Below are 19,442 nucleotides of genomic sequence, written 5' to 3'. Positions count from 1 at the left end.
GATTTTTATCGCTCTCAATATCAAAAAAGAAAGGACTAAATCTGTCCTTTCTCGAGCTTAGCTTTTCTTCAACCCACTACAGTTGACAAAGAGCCTCAAAAACTTGATATAATGCGTTTTATAGTCTATAAGATTAGTTGTCTTTTTTTCTCAAATTGAGTTTTATCTAGACTTTTCAACCTTATTTCTCTTCAAATCCTTCTGCGACTGCGTCCGCGAAGTTTTCTTCTACGATGCTTGCACAGTGGTCACAGATAACTGCGTGGTAGCTGCGTTCTGCTGTTGTTGGGTCGATGCGACGGCAACGGTCACATACTTCACCTGCAGCGCGTTCAACAGTGAAGGCTACATCTTCGAAGCTAACGGCAGCTTCTGGAGCTGGTCCTTCTGCGATGGTCAATTCAGACACAATCAAAAGTTGAGCCACATTGCTGTTCACTGCTCCAAGAAGCGTTTTCACAACTTCATTTGGATAAACTGTCAAGTGAGCTTCAAGTGATTTACCGATAACTTTGGCATTACGAGCCTCTTCCAAGGCTTTTTGAGCTTGCCCACGGAAGTCCATGAAGGCTGCCCATGTGTCCAAGATTTCCTCTTGGTTAGCAAAAGTTTCCGCTTCTGGCAATTCTGATAATTGAACGAAGTCTTCTGTTTCAAACTCAAGGTATGACCAGATTTCTTCCGCAGTGTGAGGAAGGATTGGTGTCAAGAGTTTGGTGATTTTCACAAGAATGTCATAGAAAACAGTCTGCATTTGACGGCGTTCCAATGATTTAGCACCTTCGATGTAAACAACGTCCTTAGCAAAATCAAGGTAGAAGGCTGACAAATCAACGTTGATAAAGTTCACCAAGGCCTTGTAGATTGTCAAGAATTCAAAGTTGGCATAAGCATCACGAATGGTCTTAACAAGCTGGTTAAAGCGAATCGTCATGTACTTATCAACTGAACGAAGTTCTTCGTAAGCTACTGCATCCACAGCTGGGTTAAAGTCAGATGTATTGGCAATCAAGAAACGAAGAGTGTTACGAATCTTACGGTAAGTTTCAGAGACTTGGCTCAAGATATCCATAGAGATACGTACGTCATTGCTTGAGTCTACACTTGTTACCCAAAGACGCAAGATTTCAGCACCAAATTGTTTTTCAACATCGCTTGGAGCAATGGTATTTCCAAGAGATTTAGACATCTTCTCACCTTTACCGTCAAGAGCAAAACCTTGTGACAAGATTTGTTTGTAAGGTGCTACGCCATGGTTGGCAACAGATGTGATGAGTGATGAGTTGAACCAACCACGGTACTGGTCAGAACCTTCTAGGTAAAGGTCTGCTGGGTAAGTCAACTCAGGACGGTTTACTACCACTCCATTCCATGATGAACCTGAGTCAAACCAAACGTCCATGATGTCTGTTTCTTTCTTGAATTCGCCATTTGGTGAACCTGGATGAGTAAATCCTTCTGGTAAGAGGTCTTTGGCATCACGTTCCCACCAAATGCTTGAACCATGTTCTTCAAAGAGTTGAGCTACATGCTCAATAGTTTCAGCTGTCATAATCGCTGTACCGTCTTCAGCGTAGAAGATTGGAAGTGGAACACCCCAAGCACGTTGACGAGAGATAACCCAGTCGCCACGGTCACGGATCATGTTGTAAAGACGGACTTTACCCCATTCTGAGTGGAATTTAACCTTTTCAATTTCATCCAAGATTTCTTGACGGAATTTAGAAACTGAGGCAAACCATTGTGGTACTGCACGCCAGATGATTGGTTTCTTAGTACGCCAGTCAAATGGGTATGAGTGAGAGATTTCTTCTTGGGCAAGAAGGAGGTTACCAAGTTTCTCGATAACAGTTGGAACTACCTTTTCATAGAATTGACCTTCAAACTCAGGACCAGCATTCTTCATCATGATACCACGTTCGTCAACAGTCACTGCGACTTCAAGACCATTAGCAATACCGACATTGTAGTCATCCTCACCAAAACCAGGGGCTGTATGGACGATACCTGTACCAGAGTCAGTTGTAACGTGGTCACCAAGAATCACCAACTCATCTACGGCTGTGTCCCATGGGTGTTCTGTTACAATGTGGTTCAATTCTTGACCACGGTAAGTTGCCAAAACTTGAACATCAACCCAGCCAAATTTCTCAGACAAGCTAGTCAATAATTCTGCAGCAACGACAAACTTACGAGCTTCACCAGCAGGTTGAACCAAGACGTAATCAATATCCGCTCCAACAGTCAAACCACGAGAAGCTGTGATGGTAAATGGAGTAGTTGTCCAAACTACGATATAAGTATCTGTATCTAGAACACCTTTGCCATCTTTTACCTTATTGGCATAGTAAAGAGAAGTTGAAACCAAATCATGGTATTCAATCTCCGCTTCAGCAAGGGCTGACTCAGAAGACCATGACCAGTAAACTGGCTTGGCACCACGGTAGATATAACCTTTATTAGCCATCTCACCAAATACACGAATTTGAGCTGCTTCATAGTCAGGAGTCAAAGTCACATATGGATTTTCCCAGTCACCAGAAACACCCAAACGTTTGAAGTCTTCGCGTTGTTTATCTACTTGAGAAAGAGCGTATTCACGGCAAAGTTTCAAGTACTCAACCAAGTCCATTTCTTTGCGTTTGATACCTTGTTTTGCCAAAACTTGCTCGATTGGCAGACCATGTGTATCCCAACCTGGAATATAAGGAGCATAAAATCCTGACATAGACTTAGAACGAACAATGATATCTTTTGAAATCTTGTTCATAGCGTGTCCAACGTGAATATTTCCGTTCGCGTATGGAGGACCATCATGCAAGGTGAAATGAGGTTTTCCTTGGTTCAATTCTTGACGACGTTGGTAAAGTTTTGCATCTTCCCATTCCTTTTGCCAAACTGGCTCTTTGGTAGGAAGACCTGCACGCATTGGGAAAGCTGTTTTCCCAAGGTTAAGGGTATCTTTGAGTTTCATGGTATCTCCTTTATAAATAATAACAAATTAAAAACCACGACTGCCAAAAAGGACGAAAATCGTGGTACCACCTTTATTCGGAAAAAGATTTAGTCTTTCTCCCTCTTATCCCGTAACGTGGGGAACGTCAAATCTTACTTCTTTCAGACTTGAGTTTTTGAGAGGATAATCTTATCGTTAGGGAATGCAGGACTCACACCATCTCCTGCTCGCTGGAAATATAAGGATAAGATATTGTTCTCAGATTATTTCTTATAAAATTGTAACAGATTCTTGCGGTGCCGCAAAACCTGGTTCTGAGTTTACAGCTTCAGTAGCTGGTGTTGGTCCTGAATAATGGCTTGGAGCTACTTCTGGCTCTTCATACATTGGACCAACTGGATGAGCTGGACTTTCTTCAACAACCGGAGCTGGTGAAACCACTTGTTCCTGCTCAGCTCTTGCTTCGGCTTCTGCAAGTTCCTTATTAGCCGCTTCGATACGCGCTTGCAACTCAGCCATTTCCTCGGGAGAAAACTGGCGAGTAATATCAATTGGTTCTTCCTCTGGATGTTGTTGCAAGACAGAGTCACCTAAGACTTCGCTGACCACTTCTTTGAAGGCCTCATCACTTGTCTGAAGATAAGTCGCTGTTGGACGAAGAATATCTTCCCAATCTGAAGATTCAACAATTGCTAACTGGCTCTCAATTGTTGATTTAAGACGTTGATGGAAGACACGACTCTTGTTCTTCAATTCTTCTGTTTCAACAGCAACCTTCTTAGCATTGTCAGTTGCTTGACGAAGAATTTCATTTGCCTTGTACTTAGCTTCTTCCAACAAACGTTGGGCATCTTGCTCTGCTTGTTGGATAATATTGTTTGAACGTTCCGTTGCAGCTTGTTTTACTCGCTCTGCTGTATCTTGTGCAATCAATACAGATTGACTCAATGAATCTTTCATCTCATCAAAGTAAGACAAACGCTCTTCCAAACTCTTAATTTGTAAATCCTTATCATGATTAGAGCGAACCAAATCTTCATAATCACGGACTACAATATCTAAAAACTCATCTACTTCTTCTTGATCAAACCCTCTGAAGCGTGTGCTAAAAGTTTTATCTTTGATTTCTAACGATGTAATTGGCATATTTTTCCTCACTTACTTAATAACAATTGGACCGTTAATTTCTTTTTATCTTTTTTTGTTTGCCCATTATCTCTAACGAGTTTCAATCGACCAAATTTCCTTAAACTAATCAAATCACCAACTTGAACTGCATAATCTGATTTTTCAACTAAATGGTAATTCACTTGGACTGCCTGTTTTTCAATTAACTGACTTGCCTGATTTCTAGACAGCTTGAAGACACCTGCTAGAAAAACATCTAATCTAGAACTAGCAATACAAATATCTAATTCTTGATAATCTTCTACTGTAGCAATTCTCTCAGTAAAATCCCGTTCTTCTAGACGAACTGGTAAACGAGCAATTTTCGTAATGCCGTCTTGAAAAAGGAGCATAAACTGTCGATTAATGATAATCTGTGCCCTCTCTTCATTGACTAAGATATCACCAAATAGCTTCCTATCAATTCCTAGCTGATTTAAAACAGTTCCTAATATTTTTGCATGCGTTAAGCGTTCAAACTTATTAGGATAGACAATTTCTTGCAAGGAAATTTCAAAATCAGAGAATTCCGGCTCAAAATAATCAGGATACAGGAGTACCCGTACATATTCAGTTTCAAGAAACTGCCGACTGCTCATGTAGGAGATGCCGTTGGTTGATGCTAGAACCTTTAAAATCTTTTCTTGATGGGGATTTACAAAGGGTGTTAAAAAAGGAGAATAAGAATCTTCTACCTTTTTTATCCATTCTACTCCCTTATCAATAAAAGACGAATCATTCTTAGAAAAGTGTTGATAAATCATCTTGTTCATAGAAAGATCACTAAAAGTCGAATCAACTGCTCCCCTAGGAAGTGAACTAGTAATACCGCAATCCAGACAGACAAGTCAAGACCTGCAATCTGGAGGGGTAAACGTTGCAAGGGAGCTATTATCGGTTTCACTAAACTAATAATCAAGCGTCCAAGACGTGATTCATAAGCATTGGGAAACCAAGACATCAGAGCAAACACGATTAAAATCAGTGAATAGATATCCACTGCATTTTGAACAAAACGAATGAGAAAGATCATTATCTCACTCTCGTACGTTTCATATCAAAGCCAAATTCACCATTTTGTGATTCATCTGGAATTTTGATGTCTTCAATATTGACAACAACATCAACTGGTGTCAGCAGGTACATAGTAGATGCTACCTTTTTCATGTTACCAGCTAAAACATGGCGCGCCCCATCCAGATAGTCCAAACAACGACGAGCTTGAACTTCTGTCATATATTGGAAATCAATCAAAATACTTTCGTTACCAGCTAATAAATCAACAATATCTGTGGCATCTTCGTATTTACGTGGATAACGAACATCAATTGTCACCTTATCAGTAGAACGTTGACTTTGCATAGCCAACTCTTGTTGACGGGCATGAAGACGAGTGATGTTTTTATCTTTAGATGGCGTGCTACCAGCTTGTTGAGGCAACTCTTGAACAGAAGGGACTGGAGTCACAATTGGCTCTTCAGCTTTAGGCTGATATGCAGTACCAACATCTTCTCCATCTTCTGTAAAATAATCTATAAATTTATCAAATCTATCTTTTAAAGACATATTTCTTTCCTATTTAAAAAATGCTGTACCAATTCTGACAAATGTTGAGCCAAATTCAATCGCTTCCTTATAGTCACGACTCATACCCATACTCAAGTCCGTCATTGGCATATTGGGAATTTGTTTTTCTCTAATTTCTAGTTGCAAATCCTGCGTAGCTTTAAAAATTTCTTTCAACTCATCACTACTAGCTTCAAAAGGAGCCATGGTCATCAAGCCGACATATTCAATTTTATCTAAGGTGGCCAATTCTGGTAAGAGCTCCAATAGTTCTTCCCTTGAAAAACCATGTTTGCTCTCTTCCCTCGAGATATTTACTTGTAAAAAACACTTAACAACTCGGTCACTTCTTTTTTGAATTTCCTCTGCTAGCTTTAATGAATCCAAAGCGTGGAAATAATCAACATACTGAATGACATCTTTGACCTTGCGTCTTTGCAAGGTTCCAATCAAATGCCAGGTAATATTTCTATCTTTTAAAGCTTCATATTTCTCAAGAAATTTATCCACACGATTTTCACCAATATGATGCACACCTAGCGGAAGCAAAGCCTCCGCTGTCGGTACGTCTACATATTTTGTAACAGCAACAACCGAAACAGAATTGACTTCTCTTCCTGACTGCTGACTTGCATCTTTTATTTGTTGAAAAACACGTTCTGTATTTTCTTTCAAATTCATTTACTTAACGATTTTTGAAAAATGGAGGAGTGTCTAATTCATCCTCATCATGTAAAGATGGCGCTTCAAAACGTTCAACTGGTGATACAACTGAATCAGTCGGACGAACAATTGTCTCACGACGCAAATCCCAATCACCAAATGCTGAAGTTTGAGAAGTTTCTGTGCGACGAGGTGCTGGACTTGGAATTTCTGCAGTTTCAGCCATATCAAACTGACGATTATGATTGTGTGCATGACTTGGGCTTACTTGTTCATGACGAACAGTTTGTCTTGGTGCATGGCCCACAACTTTTTCAACACGATCTTGACGAACACCAGTTGCCACAACTGTAACACGGATTTCATCTTTCATGTTTTCATCGATAGATGTTCCGAGCCAAATGTTCACTCCTTGGCCAGCTGCTTGGTTGACAATTTCTGAAGCTTCTTCTGCCTCAATCAAAGTCAAGTCGAGACCACCAGTAACGTTGACGATGACATCCTCAGCACCGTCAATAGTTGTTTCAAGAAGTGGTGAGTAGATTGCCTTACGAGCTGCTTCTACCACACGTTCTTCACCACTACCGATACCGATACCCATTAGGGCGTTTCCTTTATTTGCCATAACTGTTTTCACATCGGCAAAGTCAAGATTAATCAAACCAGGGTTTGTGATCAAATCAGTAATCCCTTGAACACCTTGGCGAAGTACGTTATCTGCTTCGCTAAGAGCTTCAAGAAGTGGAGTTTTCTTATCAACAATTTCAAGCAAGTTGTTGTTTGAAATAATCAATAGAGTATCCACATGCTCACGAAGTTGATTGATTCCTTCTACAGCATACTGACCACGTTTGCTTCCTTCAAAACCGAAAGGACGTGTCACAACACCAACTGTAAGAGCACCTAAATCTTTAGCAATGCGGGCAATAACAGGAGCTGCACCAGTACCAGAGCCACCTCCCATACCTGCAGTAATGAAGACCATATCTGCTCCAGTAATAGCTTGAGTCAAGGCTTCTTCGCTTTCTTCAGCTGCCTTTTGACCAACTTCAGGTCGACCGCCAGCACCCAAACCACGAGTCAATTTAGGGCCTAACTGAATTACAGTCTCAGCTTTTGTACTACTCAAAGCTTGTACATCTGTGTTTGCTGCGATAAATTCTACGCCTGCAACACCTTCGTCAACCATGCGGTTAATGGCGTTACCGCCACCTCCACCAACACCGATTACTTTAATAACTGCACCTTGAGCTGCTGCTGTATCAAATGAAAATGTCATAGTTTATTTTTCCTCTTTTATTCATCAAACATACTTCCGATTAAGCCACGGAAACGATCTGCGATTTTTGGTTTATTTTGAGAAGATACTTTATCTTCTTTCGGAGCAACTACGTTCGTAGAAGCTGATTGCTCTACCTCAGTATTTTGAACTGGTTGAATAGGGGTAGGTTGTGCTACTTGCGTAACGCGTTGAATCATCCCACCAAAATTAATTGGTTGGTGACGCAAAGTATCCTCACCCTTGACTGCTCTTTGTGCTAATAAATGCACCTCAGTCAATTGACCAGCAAATTCAGACAAGCTAATCACATGAGCGAAGGCAGGATTACGGATTCCAACTTGATTTGGAACGTAAAGTTTGACACCAACGCCAAAGACTTCCTGTGCAAGTTCTACAACACCTGGTAAAATAGCATTTCCACCAATCAGAACAATCCCACCTGGAAGATCCAACAAATGTCTTCTTTCCAACTCTTGTTTGATTTGTTCAAAAATGTGCTTAATGCGGGCTGAAATAATCTCTGCTAGGTAGCTTTCTGTAACTTCTACAGGTTCTACTTCACCAATTACTTCAACTTGGAAGGTTTCATTGCTTGCAAGTGAAGGGTAGGCTTCACCATAGTTCAATTTCAATCCTTCAGCTAATTTCTGTGAAGTCTTCAAGACCTTAGAGATATCTTTTGTGACATAATCTCCACCTTCTTGAAGAATATTTGTAAACTGGAGTTCTTGGTTACGGATTGTAGCAACAGTTGTTTGACCTGCTCCCATATCAATCACAGTAGCTCCAAATTCACGCTCTCCTTCGTTCAAGACTGAACGAACCAAAGCCAATGGTGAAATAATAATATTTTCAACTTGAACACCTGAGCGCTCAACTGTCTTGCGTAAATTGTGAAGAATAGTACGTGGACCTGTGTAAAGCAAACCACGCATTTCAAGACGAACACCCATCATGCCGCGTGGGTCACGAATACCTTGGAAACCATCTACGATAAATTCTTCTGGAATAAAAGTAATGACTTCACGATCTGGTGTCATACTCTTTGTCAAGGCTGATTTAACAACATTTTCAACATCTTGATCTGTAATTTCTTTTGTATCAGATGTAACTGGAATCATACCTTGAGTTGGTTCTACTTGCAAAAGATTTCCAGGCAAACCAACATTCACTGATTTGATTGAAATGCCAGCTTTCTCTTCTGCTTGGGAAATAGCTGACTTGATAGCAGTTGCTGCTGCTTCAATGTCAACGATAATCCCATCCTTTACACCTTTACTCTTGGCATTACTTACACCAATTACATTAAGTTCACCATTTCTATGCTCGGCAACCAATACTTTAATCGAATTAGTTCCGATATCTAAGCCTGTAAAAAAACCATCTCTAGCCATTACATCGCATCCTCTCTCTTCCAAGTTTCAAACTTCTATTCAATATAGCTAAAATAGGGCATAGCTATTCACAGAATATTATAACACAAAAAATCCAATCGTGCTTAGTTTTTCCTAAATTTACTTACCATTTTTTCACATTCGTTCCTTAGCTTTTTTTATTTTCCAAACAAGTTATAAAAAATCAGATTTATGAAAAAAAGAAAGCTCATTTCTAAGCTTTCTTTGCAATCATTTTTTCTGCTTCTTGTTCTAAAAATAGTTCCAAGATTTTCTTTGTTAACGTAATCGCTGCTGATAAGGCCAGGGAAACGATTAAATAATTAGCTACTAAGCCATGGTCTCCAACCAATGGTGGTTTTGTCAAGAATCCGTAATCTCCACCTGTTACTAAATTGACCACAAAAATCAAGGCATTTAGTGCAAAGGTCATGAGAAAAATTCCCTTCACATCCAGCAATCGCGCGTTATACTGTCTCAATAGATAAACTAGAGAGTTCCCCAAGAGAGCTAAGTGGCCAAAGATAAAGGATAAAATCGCAATATGCGGGAATGGATAAGGATCTGGCACTGGATAAACAAAGGCTGCTAATGTCCCAAATGTTCCTAGTAATGCAAAATACTGCCGATATTTGGACTGACCAGGAAGCAAAAGCACCACAAACATAGCCATACGGCAATGGTAAAAGGGTAAGCTTTCTGACAATGGCATATGATTAACCCCGTACCATCCATAAAGAAGGATTAACTGAACTGCCTGCAAGATTTGGAAAAATCGTTGATAAGCCTTCTTTTCACGATAACGATAGGCTGTATAAAAGGTCAAAGCCAAGAGTGTAAATATACTGACATACCAAAAAAGGTCAAATTTGGGTGGTTCTGTTGCTTGGGTCGTAAAGAAAATATCCCATAAATTCATCTAGTCTTCCTCATGATTCAAAATTTTCCTGCATTTTATTATACCATGCTATTTGTCAAAAATGGATTTAGAAATACGTAAATGTTTGACAAAATCACTTGTCTTCATGTTCTAAACTTTCTACCAACTTGGCTAGGTTCATAGAGTTAGAGCCTTTGAGCAAGATTTGGTCATTGGCACTGAGGCTTTCCTTAACCTGCTTGACTAGAGCTTCAAATTGGTCCTCGTCAGCTGTTTTTTTGAAGTAGTAAACATGGCCGATTGGGAACATTTGACTGGCAAGTTGGGCCAATTCAGCAATATCTTCCCCATAGAAAATAACGGTATCCAGCACATCTGGCGAGAGGCTCAAAATCATCTGGTTATGGAGCTGAACAGACTGGTCACCGAGTTCCTTCATGTCCGCTAAGACAGCGATTTTCTTGCCCCCTTCATTAGCTGGAATGGCAGAAAATGTCTCCAAAATCAACTTCATAGCAGTTGGATTGGCATTGTATACATCAGACAAAATATCTGCTCCATTGGCTGCTTTCTTCCACTCGGTACGGTTACGCGTCAATTCAAGATTTTGGAAGGCCTGACGAATTTGCTCCTCTGACACTCCTTCTTTCAGGGCAACATAGGATGCAATCATAGCATTAGTGGCATTGTACTTACCAGTCACTGGCAAATCAAGGGCTTGTTCCAAGAAATTAGCCTTAAAGGTCAGACTATCCTTGCGCTCAATCAAGTCTGTAATTTCCAACTCTGCTCCTTGCCCAAAACGGACTACCTCTTTATCCGTTGGCAAGTAGGACTCTACAATCGAGTCAGCTGGTGCCAAAAGCAAGGAACCTGAAGCCATACCATCTGCAATTTGCATTTTTCCTTTGGCAATTTCCGAACGGTCTTTGAAAAAGGCCAAATGAGCCTCTCCAACCAAGGTCACAATGGCTGTTTTTGGATGGGCCAATTCTGACAAGAGATGAATATCTCCCAAGTGATCCTGTCCCATCTCCAAGACCAACTTTTCTGTCCCTTCAGGCATATGGAGGACTGTGTAGGGAAGGCCAATCTCATTATTGTAATTGCCTTGTGTTTTGTAGGTTTTGTAGGTTGTTGATAGCAAGTGCGCCAACATATCCTTGGTCGTTGTCTTGCCATTTGAACCTGTAACTGCAAAGACATCAACTCCCGTTTTCTCAAGATAGTAGGCAGCTAGTTGTTGAAAGGCAGTCAAAACATCATCTACTAAAAGGTAGGGATGATTTGCAACCTCTTTCTCAGACAGGGTTACAGCAGCGCCATTTTCAAAGGCTGTTTCAATAAAGTCATGACCGTCACGCGCACCTTTAAGTGGCACAAATAAATCTCCAGTCCCAATCAAACGACTATCAAACTCAGCCTTTTCTAACTGAGCATCCGCAAAAAGACTAACATCATTTTTAGCTCCAACAGCTTGGGCAACTTCGTGAATTGTAAGTTTCATTTCTACTCCTTTAAAAAGGGTTGAAGTCCGAGAACTCTGACCACCTTGCAGTGACGGTTCTGGCTTCTACCCTCTCTTTCATTTTTATAGCAAATGCGCTTCGTGCTTGTCAAAACTTTCCTTGGCAAGGTCAACCAAACGCTCGATTAGGTCTGGGTAGCTGATTCCCATATTATCCCAAAGTAGTGGATACATAGACCACTGGGTGAAACCTGGCATGGTATTAAGCTCGTTTAGGAAAATCTCGCCCTTTTCTGTATAGAAGAAATCGCAACGAGATAGACCAAGGCCACCAATCGCACGGAAGGCCGTTTCTGCATTTTGACGCATGACAGCTACCACATCATCACTGATTTTGGCTGGAATATCCATAGTAATCTTGTTATCAATATACTTGGCATCGTAGTCGTAGAAAGCAACATCCTTGACTACTTCTCCTGGCAACGTGCTTTTGACATCGTAGTTGCCCAAGAGACCAACCTCGATTTCACGGGCATTCACTCCTTGCTCAACCAAGACACGGCTGTCATATTGGAAGGCAAGCTCCAAAGCTTGACGGAGTTCTTCTTGATTTTCAGACTTGGAAATACCGACACTTGAACCCATGTTTGATGGTTTGGTGAAGACTGGATAAGTCAATTTTTCTTCCACTTCAGCGATTTTAGCAGTCACATCGTCACCTTCAACGATAGCCACATAAGGAACTTGAGCAATCCCGACAGATTCTAACACACGCTTGGTCGTGATTTTGTCCATGGCAAGACTTGATGACAAGATGTTGCAACCAACGTAAGGCATTTTTAAAACTTCAAGGAATCCTTGAACAGAGCCATCTTCTCCCATCGGACCGTGAAGGACTGGAAAGACCACTGCTCCTTCTTCGTAGATGGCACTTGGTGCAACTTTCTTATCCCAATCAATGGTTTCATTGGTCATGAGACGATCCTCTTGATCAGGAGTCTGGCTAAATTCCTGAGTTTTGATAAAGTCACCTGACTGACTAATGAAGAAAGTCTTGACTGTAAAACGATCGTAGTTAACCGCACGCATCACACTCTCAGCTGAAAGAACAGAGACTTCACGCTCTGCACTACGTCCACCGTATAAAAGAATAATCGTTTGTTTCATATTATTTGTTCCAATTCTAATAGAATACTCGCTCTTTAGTATATCATATTTGCTTCTTTTTTTGAAACTTGAACCTGATACTAGTCTTCAAGAAATCTAAAAAGAGACCGATAAAACAAATATCGGCCTTCTTGATTTTTTGTATAAATGAATTGAGTGTGTTAATTTGTCTAGACTTACAACTCTGTCCGATTTTCAATCGCTCGTAAGAGTGTGACTTCATCTGCATACTCGATGTCCGCTCCCACAGCAAGACCTCGTGCTAGACGCGTAACCTTGATACCGGCCGGCTTGAGCAAACGAGAAAGATACATGGATGTCGCTTCACCATCTGCTGTAGCATTTGTTGCTACGATTACCTCTGAAACTTCACTATCCATAAGACGAGTCATGAGGCTCTTGAGATTGATATCGTCCGGACTGATACCATTCATGGGAGAAATGAGACCATGTAAGACATGATAGAGTCCATGGTATTCTTGGATATTCTCCATGGCTGCCACATCGCGACTATCCTCGAGAACTAAAATCGTTGTCTGGTCACGACTTGGATCGGTACAGATAGAGCAAGGATCGTCATCAGTCAGGCGACCGCAGATGGAACAGTAGGTCAGCTCTCTCTTAGCAGAAAGGAGATTTTTAGCAAATTCATTGACATCGTCATCAGACATTCCAATAGTATAGAAGGCCAGACGGGTAGCCGTCTTAATCCCGATACCCGGTAACTTCGAATAACTGTCAATTAGCTTGGCAATAGGTGTTGGATAAAGCATTTGTTCCTTTCTAATTCATTGGATGATGTTGGTTATAGAGGTTGATAATATCGCGCGCAATGGAAGGTCCGACACCATTTGTAAGGTTGGTGTTATGTGGAAAGACAACAGCTACCGCGATTTGAGGATTATCTGATGGGGCATAAGCCACGGCATTGGTATTGTTGGCTTCTTGACCACCTGCAACATAACTTTCGGCAGTACCCGTTTTCCCGCTGATGGATACGGCTGCACCATTTGAAAAGGCACGACCTGTTGTCAAAGCACTACCACCATGTGAAACTTGATAAAATCCTTGTTGGAGGATGGAAACATCAGACTCAGAAATATTAATTTTATTCATTTCCTTGGTTTCAATAGATTGGATTAAGTTCCCTAAGCCACCTTGTTCGTTGTTTCCATAAATCCCCTCGACAATGTGGGGGGCAATCCGAACACCGTTGTTGGCAATAGTTCCAACGTACTGGGCTAATTGCATAGGGGTGTAGTTATCAAACTGACCAAAGGCATTGGTAATGTAATTAGCAAAATTATACTCTTTTGGTATAAAACCAGTTGACTCATCTGGAAGGTCAATGCCTGTTGAAGCTCCAAGACCATATTCCGCAAATGTCGCACGAAGTTTCCCCATAGCTGATTCCAAATTGCTGGTTCCAACAAACATATTAGGTTGATAAGTTTGACCCATGATGCCCAAAGCCGTTTGGACCATGTAGGTATTAGAAGAATACTCCAAGGCTTCCACAGCTGTAATCGGGAATGAACCGTAGGCTTGAGTATACCAAGAATTAATTGGAGCTGAACCTTGGAAGACAATCGGTTGGTCTGTCAAGGTCTGATTCCCTGATAAGACTCCATTCTCCCAACCAGAGCTGATGGTCGCCGCCTTGACAACCGAACCCGGGACAAAGACATTGGTTACTGTTCCCAAGGAATCAGGTGTTAAATCTCCCGTTTTCAAGTCATGTTTTAGCCCTGACATAGACAAAACCGCACCTGTTTTTGGGTTCAAAGCAACTGCATACACACCTTCAGAATACTTGGCTCCTCCATTTCCCAGTTCGGAATTGAAATAACTCTTAAGCAGATTGTCCACGCTATCTTGGAAGGCCAAATCAATAGTCAGTTTAATATTATTCCCTTTGGTACCATCTTCGATATTTTCGACACTTTCCATATTGCCATACTTGTCTAGATGGATTTCTTTCACCGAGCGTTTTCCTTGCAAGGTTTCTTCATATTGTTTTTCTAAATAAGAAGTCCCAACACGGTCATTTAAAGAATAACCCTTTTTGATATAAGCATCTGCTTCTTCAGCTGGAAGACCAGCTTTTTCACTGGATACACTTCCTACTATAGACGAAAGAGAAGTCTCTAGAACTTTTCGATCCCACGAAGTTGAAATACTGATCCCAGGTAAATTCTTAGAAGCTGAAGCAATCAATGCAATCTGTGTATCTGACAAGGAGTCTGTCGCAATGGTCCCTGTCGCAAAATTTCCAACTGCATTGAGTTGGCTAAAAAGATAAATTTCTTTCTTTTCGTCATCAGAGTAGGCCAATTGACTTGGATCGATACTTTCAACAGTATTATTGTAAAGTTCGGACTCAGATAATTGATTGCCATCAGAATCAAGTCGCTTCTCACGTGGTAAACTTTCCACTGCTTTCTTATAGACATCTTGATCTGCTAGATAATAGTCTACCAACTGTCGGTCAGTCAATGTTGGAGAAGAAACTCCCACATAAGCCAGCAACTTCTTGGCTGTTTCTTTTAAATCGGCAGCCGTCATTTTGTTGTTTCGAGTAAAGGAAACAACTTGTTTCACAGTATTTTCAACCAAGGGCTTGCCGCTGGCATCATAAATTTCGCCCCGAGCCGAACTAGTAGTCACCTTTGTTTTACTAGCAGATGCTAATTTTGTCTCATAAAAATCCTTGTTCAAAACCTGCATATAAAGCAGGCGACCAATAATGGCCATAAAGAGTAAAATGACAATTGAAAACAATAAATTAAGCCGAATCGGAATCGAATGGCTGTCAAATTTTCTCATACAAATCAGTCTCATTTCTATTTAAAATCTCACTTTTCATTGTACCACAATTTGAGAAGAAAATTATGGAAAAGAAGGGACCTTTTTCCATTTTACAGGAAAATGCGATTTTATTTATCTATCTCTATATTATATGATATAATAAATGTAAAAGTTCGATGACCCAGTCTTTTTCCAATACGACTCATTTAAAGGAGCCTTTCTATGGACAAACCAGATATAGCAACCCTCATTGATTCCCACTTCGAAGAAATGACAGATTTAGAGCAAGAAATCGCTCGCTATTTTTTACAATCTGAAACCATTGCAGATGATTTATCATCCCAGCAGGTTACTCAAAAATTACATATTTCTCAGGCTGCTCTGACCCGCTTTTCTAAAAAGTGTGGTTTTACAGGTTATCGAGAATTTATTTTCCAATACCAACACCAAGCAGAGAAACAAGACACCCATTCTCACAAACATAGTCCACTGACAAAACGAGTCCTCAGAAGTTATAGCAATATGCGGGAACAAACACAGGACTTGATTGACGAAGAACAACTAGAACGAATTGCCCAATTAATCGAAGATGCTGAGCGTGTCTACTTCTTCGGAACAGGTAGTTCTGGCCTTGTCGCCCGTGAAATGAAATTGCGCTTCATGCGTCTGGGTGTGGTCTGCGAGGCCTTGACTGACCAAGATGGTTTTGCTTGGACAACCAGTATTATGGATGAGAATTGTCTCGTACTCGGTTTCTCACTTTCTGGCACAACTCCTTCTATTTTAGATAGTCTATTAGACGCTAAGGAGATGGGGGCAAAGACTGTACTTTTTACAAGTGTTCCCAATAAAGATAGTCAAGCCTATACAGAGACTGTTCTTGTAGCCACCCACAGCCAGTCTTCTTACATCCAACGTATATCCGCTCAACTTCCTATGCTCTTCTTTATCGATTTGATTTATGCCTACTTTTTGGAAATCAATCGTGAAAGCAAGGAGAAAATCTTTAATAGCTACTGGGAAAATAAAAAACTCAATGGTTATCGTAGACAAAAACGTATAAGAAAATCCTAGTTTGGTTTAACCAAACTAGGATTGTTTTGTTTTAAAGTGATAATAAGCACCCAACATACCTGCTGTATTTTGATGATGGGCAAATTCTAATCTCGTCTTATCAGCCAGACTTGGTACCAAAGCATCTTTCAAAGCTTTTCGAATTTTAGGCTTGAGGATAGCCTCTTGCCCCATTATACCGCCACCGAGAATGACTACTTCTGGATTGGCCACATAGCAAATATTTGCCAGACCTTTTCCTAGATAGTCTACCATGCGGTCAATACCAGCCATACAAATCTTGTTTCCTTCAGTGGCTTCCTTAAAGATACGTCGACCATTCCACTGGTCAACTGGATCTCCATGACCTGCTGCTACATACTCCACCAAGGCTGTTGTAGAGGCCAAGTCTTGGAAATCTCCATCCTGCATATGCATATAACCAACTTCACAAGCTGAATTGCTAAAACCATGGAAGACTTTCCCATCCATAATCAAGCAACCACCGATACCGGTTCCAATGGTCAAGCAAAGTGTCACACTCGCTCCCTTGCCTGAACCAGATACCGCTTCAGCAAGACCTGCACAGTTGACATCATTTTCAATTTCACAAGGAATCGCAAAGCTAGTCTCGATTTCCTTTTTGAACTGGGTGCCTGCGTAGTTAGGGATTTGAGGCCCAGCATAGAAAATCTCACCCTTATCAGGATCCACCATTCCTGCAGAAGAAATGGCAACACCTGCTACTGGTCCTTGTTTTAAATAGCTGGCTACGATATCTTTGGTCTTTTGTAAGATATGAGGTCCACCTTTATGCGCCTCTGTTGGCATTTCATGCGATTCAACAAGTTGGCCTTCTTGGTCGATCAAACCATATTTGATATTTGTTCCACCGATATCAATTGCAACGTAGTGTGTCATAAATACCTCCTTATGGATTAGAGGAAGCGCTCCTTGGTTTCACGAATCAAGGCTGCAGCTGCTTCTACAACTGGACGATCTTCTTCAGTCACTGGTGTCAATGGTGAACGAACAGAACCAATATTCAGTCCTTCATTGATCTTCAAGACTTCCTTAATCACACCATACATATTTCCATGTGCAGAAGTGAGTTTACCAATGATAGCGTTGATAGCGTATTGTAATTCACGCGCTGTTTCTAAGTCTTTGTCAGCAATCAATTGGTTGAGTTTCAAGAAGAGTTCTGGCATAGCACCATAAGTACCACCGATACCAGCTTTAGCTCCCATGAGACGACCACCTAAGAACTGCTCATCTGGACCATTAAAGACGATGTGGTCTTCCCCACCAAGGCTGACAAAGGTTTGGATATCTTGAACTGGCATAGAAGAGTTCTTAACACCGATAACACGAGGATTTTTCAACATTTCAGTGTAGAGACTTGGCGTCAAAGCAACACCAGCTAATTGAGGAATGTTATAAATCACGTAGTCTGTGTTTGGAGCTGCAGCACTAATGTCATTCCAGTATTTAGCAACTGAGTATTCTGGCAAGCGGAAATAAATCGGCGGAATCGTTGCAATAGCATCTACTCCTAAGCTTTCTGCGTGGCGAGCAAGTTCCATACTATCTTTAGTATTATTGCAAGCTACGTGAGCAATAATAGTCAACTTACCTTTGGCAACTGCCATGACTTCTTCTAAGATTAATTTACGGTCTTCAACGCTTTGGTAGATACATTCACCAGAAGAACCATTAACATAAAGACCTTGAACACCTTTATCAATGAAGTATTCCACCAAGGCACGCGTACGCTCTGGACTTACTTCTCCTTGATCATCATAACATGCGTAGAAAGCTGGAATGACACCTTCGTATTTTTTTAAATCTGACATAGATTTCTCCTAACTTATTTCCGAAATGAGGGGAGAAAATAAATTTTTCATCCCCTTTACATTATGTTTATTTTACAATTTCTGACAATTTTACTTTACGATCTTCGAACATAGATTGAGTACAAGCATCTGCAGTAGCAATCGCTTCTAGAGCAGCTTCACCTGTCAACAATTTTGCAAATTCTTCTGATACTGGAGCTCCTTGCATAATCTCATGTAGATAGCGCATTTCTTTGTCAATGACAGATGATAGCCATAACGGAGTACGTTTACCTGGTTTACCATAAGCAATTGCTCCGTCCATCTCTGTACTATGATAGATACGAGTACGATCATCATCTTCTTCTTGTGATTCATGAATCAAGAAATAGCTTTCTTGTCCATCTAGCTTAAGAGTTCCTTTACAGTTGAATAAGTCTAAGCGGATAGCACCTTTCGTTCCTTGAATCAAAACATAATGTTCACCCCAACGATAAGCTGAACCCCATTCTAACAAGGCAAAACGCTTATTAGAAAATTCCATATTGACAAAAATCATATCATCTTCATCACCGAAATTTTCACCTTCATGGGCAACATTTCCACCTGTCATAGTTACAGTTTCAGGCATGCCACCCATAAGGAATTGAACACAATCCAACTCATGGATGTGGTGATACAAGTGACCACCTGATTTTTCACGAATTTTTTTCCATGATACTGACGGTTGTTGTTCTTCCCAACCATTACGAGCTGTGTGACAATATAGAACGTCTCCTATAACTCCTTGATTAATTAGTTCTTTTGCATGATGGACACCATTGAAGAAGTTCATAATATGTCCTGCCATAAAGGTTACATTGTTTTCTTTACATGCATCTACCATCTCGCGACAATCTTGATAAGAAAGCGCAATTGGTTTTTCACAGAAAACATTTTTACCATGTTGTGCGGCCTTGATAACTGGTTCTTTATGAAGATTATTTGGAGTTGCGACAATAACACAATCTACTTCATCGCTAGAAACCAACTCATCTAGGGAACTTGCTACTTTTGCTCCCAACTCCTCTGCAATCGCCTCTGCATTATCTGGGTCATAGAGAAGAGTAATCTCTGCTCCATCATTCTTTTGCATATAACGAGCCAACTCAGCTCCAAAATATCCTGTTCCAACAACACCGTATTTAACCATGTTTTTTCTCC

17 protein-coding genes are annotated in these 19,442 nt (G+C 40.7%); 1 reads left to right on the top strand and 16 read right to left on the bottom strand.

What is annotated here, in order from left to right:
* Positions 1-181: 181 nt before the first annotated feature.
* The 13 genes from ileS to pbp2b form a co-directional block, all read right to left on the bottom strand.
* On the bottom strand, positions 182-2,974 hold the full coding sequence (ileS, locus tag B7698_RS03340) for an isoleucine--tRNA ligase (protein ID WP_084864631.1): 2,793 nt from the start codon (positions 2,972-2,974) through the stop codon (positions 182-184).
* Between the two features lie 252 nt (positions 2,975-3,226).
* Positions 3,227-4,102 (bottom strand): DivIVA domain-containing protein, encoded by an 876-nt coding sequence (locus tag B7698_RS03330; RefSeq protein WP_049544857.1) that lies wholly within the window; start codon positions 4,100-4,102, stop codon positions 3,227-3,229.
* Between the two features lie 8 nt (positions 4,103-4,110).
* On the bottom strand, positions 4,111-4,896 hold the full coding sequence (locus B7698_RS03325) for a YlmH family RNA-binding protein (RefSeq protein ID WP_084864630.1): 786 nt from the start codon (positions 4,894-4,896) through the stop codon (positions 4,111-4,113).
* A complete protein-coding gene (locus B7698_RS03320) occupies positions 4,893-5,156 on the bottom strand; it encodes a YggT family protein (RefSeq protein ID WP_004257761.1) in 264 nt (87 codons plus the stop codon). Before B7698_RS03320 ends, B7698_RS03325 begins: the two co-directional genes overlap by 4 nt.
* Positions 5,156-5,689, bottom strand: a complete 534-nt coding sequence (locus tag B7698_RS03315; RefSeq protein WP_000053356.1) for a cell division protein SepF — start codon at positions 5,687-5,689, stop codon at positions 5,156-5,158. Before B7698_RS03315 ends, B7698_RS03320 begins: the two co-directional genes overlap by 1 nt.
* A 9-nt stretch (positions 5,690-5,698) precedes the next feature.
* A complete protein-coding gene (locus B7698_RS03310; protein ID WP_049511013.1) occupies positions 5,699-6,370 on the bottom strand; it encodes a YggS family pyridoxal phosphate-dependent enzyme in 672 nt (223 codons plus the stop codon).
* A gap of 4 nt (positions 6,371-6,374) precedes the next feature.
* Positions 6,375-7,631, bottom strand: a complete 1,257-nt coding sequence (ftsZ, locus tag B7698_RS03305) for a cell division protein FtsZ (RefSeq protein WP_084864629.1) — start codon at positions 7,629-7,631, stop codon at positions 6,375-6,377.
* Between the two features lie 17 nt (positions 7,632-7,648).
* On the bottom strand, positions 7,649-9,028 hold the full coding sequence (gene ftsA / locus B7698_RS03300; RefSeq protein WP_004257776.1) for a cell division protein FtsA: 1,380 nt from the start codon (positions 9,026-9,028) through the stop codon (positions 7,649-7,651).
* 214 nt (positions 9,029-9,242) lie between these two features.
* Positions 9,243-9,947: a YwaF family protein gene (locus B7698_RS03295; RefSeq protein WP_049551303.1), complete on the bottom strand. Its 705-nt coding sequence runs from the start codon at positions 9,945-9,947 to the stop codon at positions 9,243-9,245.
* 94 nt (positions 9,948-10,041) lie between these two features.
* Complete coding sequence (locus B7698_RS03290) at positions 10,042-11,415, bottom strand: UDP-N-acetylmuramoyl-tripeptide--D-alanyl-D-alanine ligase (RefSeq protein ID WP_084864628.1); 1,374 nt, start codon at positions 11,413-11,415, stop codon at positions 10,042-10,044.
* A gap of 84 nt (positions 11,416-11,499) precedes the next feature.
* On the bottom strand, positions 11,500-12,543 hold the full coding sequence (locus B7698_RS03285; protein WP_084864627.1) for a D-alanine--D-alanine ligase: 1,044 nt from the start codon (positions 12,541-12,543) through the stop codon (positions 11,500-11,502).
* A 176-nt stretch (positions 12,544-12,719) separates the two neighbouring features.
* A complete protein-coding gene (recR, locus tag B7698_RS03280) occupies positions 12,720-13,316 on the bottom strand; it encodes a recombination mediator RecR (RefSeq protein ID WP_000966748.1) in 597 nt (198 codons plus the stop codon).
* Between the two features lie 10 nt (positions 13,317-13,326).
* On the bottom strand, positions 13,327-15,384 hold the full coding sequence (gene pbp2b / locus B7698_RS03275; protein ID WP_084864626.1) for a penicillin-binding protein PBP2B: 2,058 nt from the start codon (positions 15,382-15,384) through the stop codon (positions 13,327-13,329).
* Positions 15,385-15,573: 189 nt separating this feature from the next.
* Here pbp2b and B7698_RS03270 point away from each other — a divergent pair, with 189 nt between their 5' ends.
* The gene (locus B7698_RS03270; protein WP_084864625.1) at positions 15,574-16,425 is read left to right on the top strand and encodes a MurR/RpiR family transcriptional regulator; all 852 of its coding nucleotides are present in this window, start codon (positions 15,574-15,576) and stop codon (positions 16,423-16,425) included.
* A gap of 15 nt (positions 16,426-16,440) precedes the next feature.
* On the opposite strand, the gene B7698_RS03265 is transcribed toward B7698_RS03270, so the two are convergent.
* From B7698_RS03265 to B7698_RS03255, 3 genes are all read right to left on the bottom strand, one after another.
* Positions 16,441-17,325, bottom strand: coding sequence for an ROK family protein (locus B7698_RS03265; RefSeq protein WP_084864624.1), 885 nt, complete (start codon positions 17,323-17,325; stop codon positions 16,441-16,443).
* A gap of 17 nt (positions 17,326-17,342) precedes the next feature.
* Positions 17,343-18,260 carry a dihydrodipicolinate synthase family protein gene (locus B7698_RS03260; RefSeq protein ID WP_084864623.1) on the bottom strand — a complete coding sequence of 306 codons (918 nt, stop codon included), beginning with the start codon at positions 18,258-18,260 and terminating at the stop codon, positions 17,343-17,345.
* A gap of 67 nt (positions 18,261-18,327) precedes the next feature.
* Positions 18,328-19,431, bottom strand: coding sequence for a Gfo/Idh/MocA family protein (locus B7698_RS03255; protein ID WP_000241736.1), 1,104 nt, complete (start codon positions 19,429-19,431; stop codon positions 18,328-18,330).
* Between the last annotated feature and the right edge of the window lie 11 nt (positions 19,432-19,442).

Source organism: Streptococcus mitis, from assembly GCF_002096855.1.
Taxonomy (GTDB): Bacteria; Bacillota; Bacilli; order Lactobacillales; family Streptococcaceae; genus Streptococcus; species Streptococcus mitis_Y.
The sequence above is the reverse complement of the archived record's forward strand: the minus strand, read 5'-3'. Positions and strand labels throughout refer to the sequence as shown.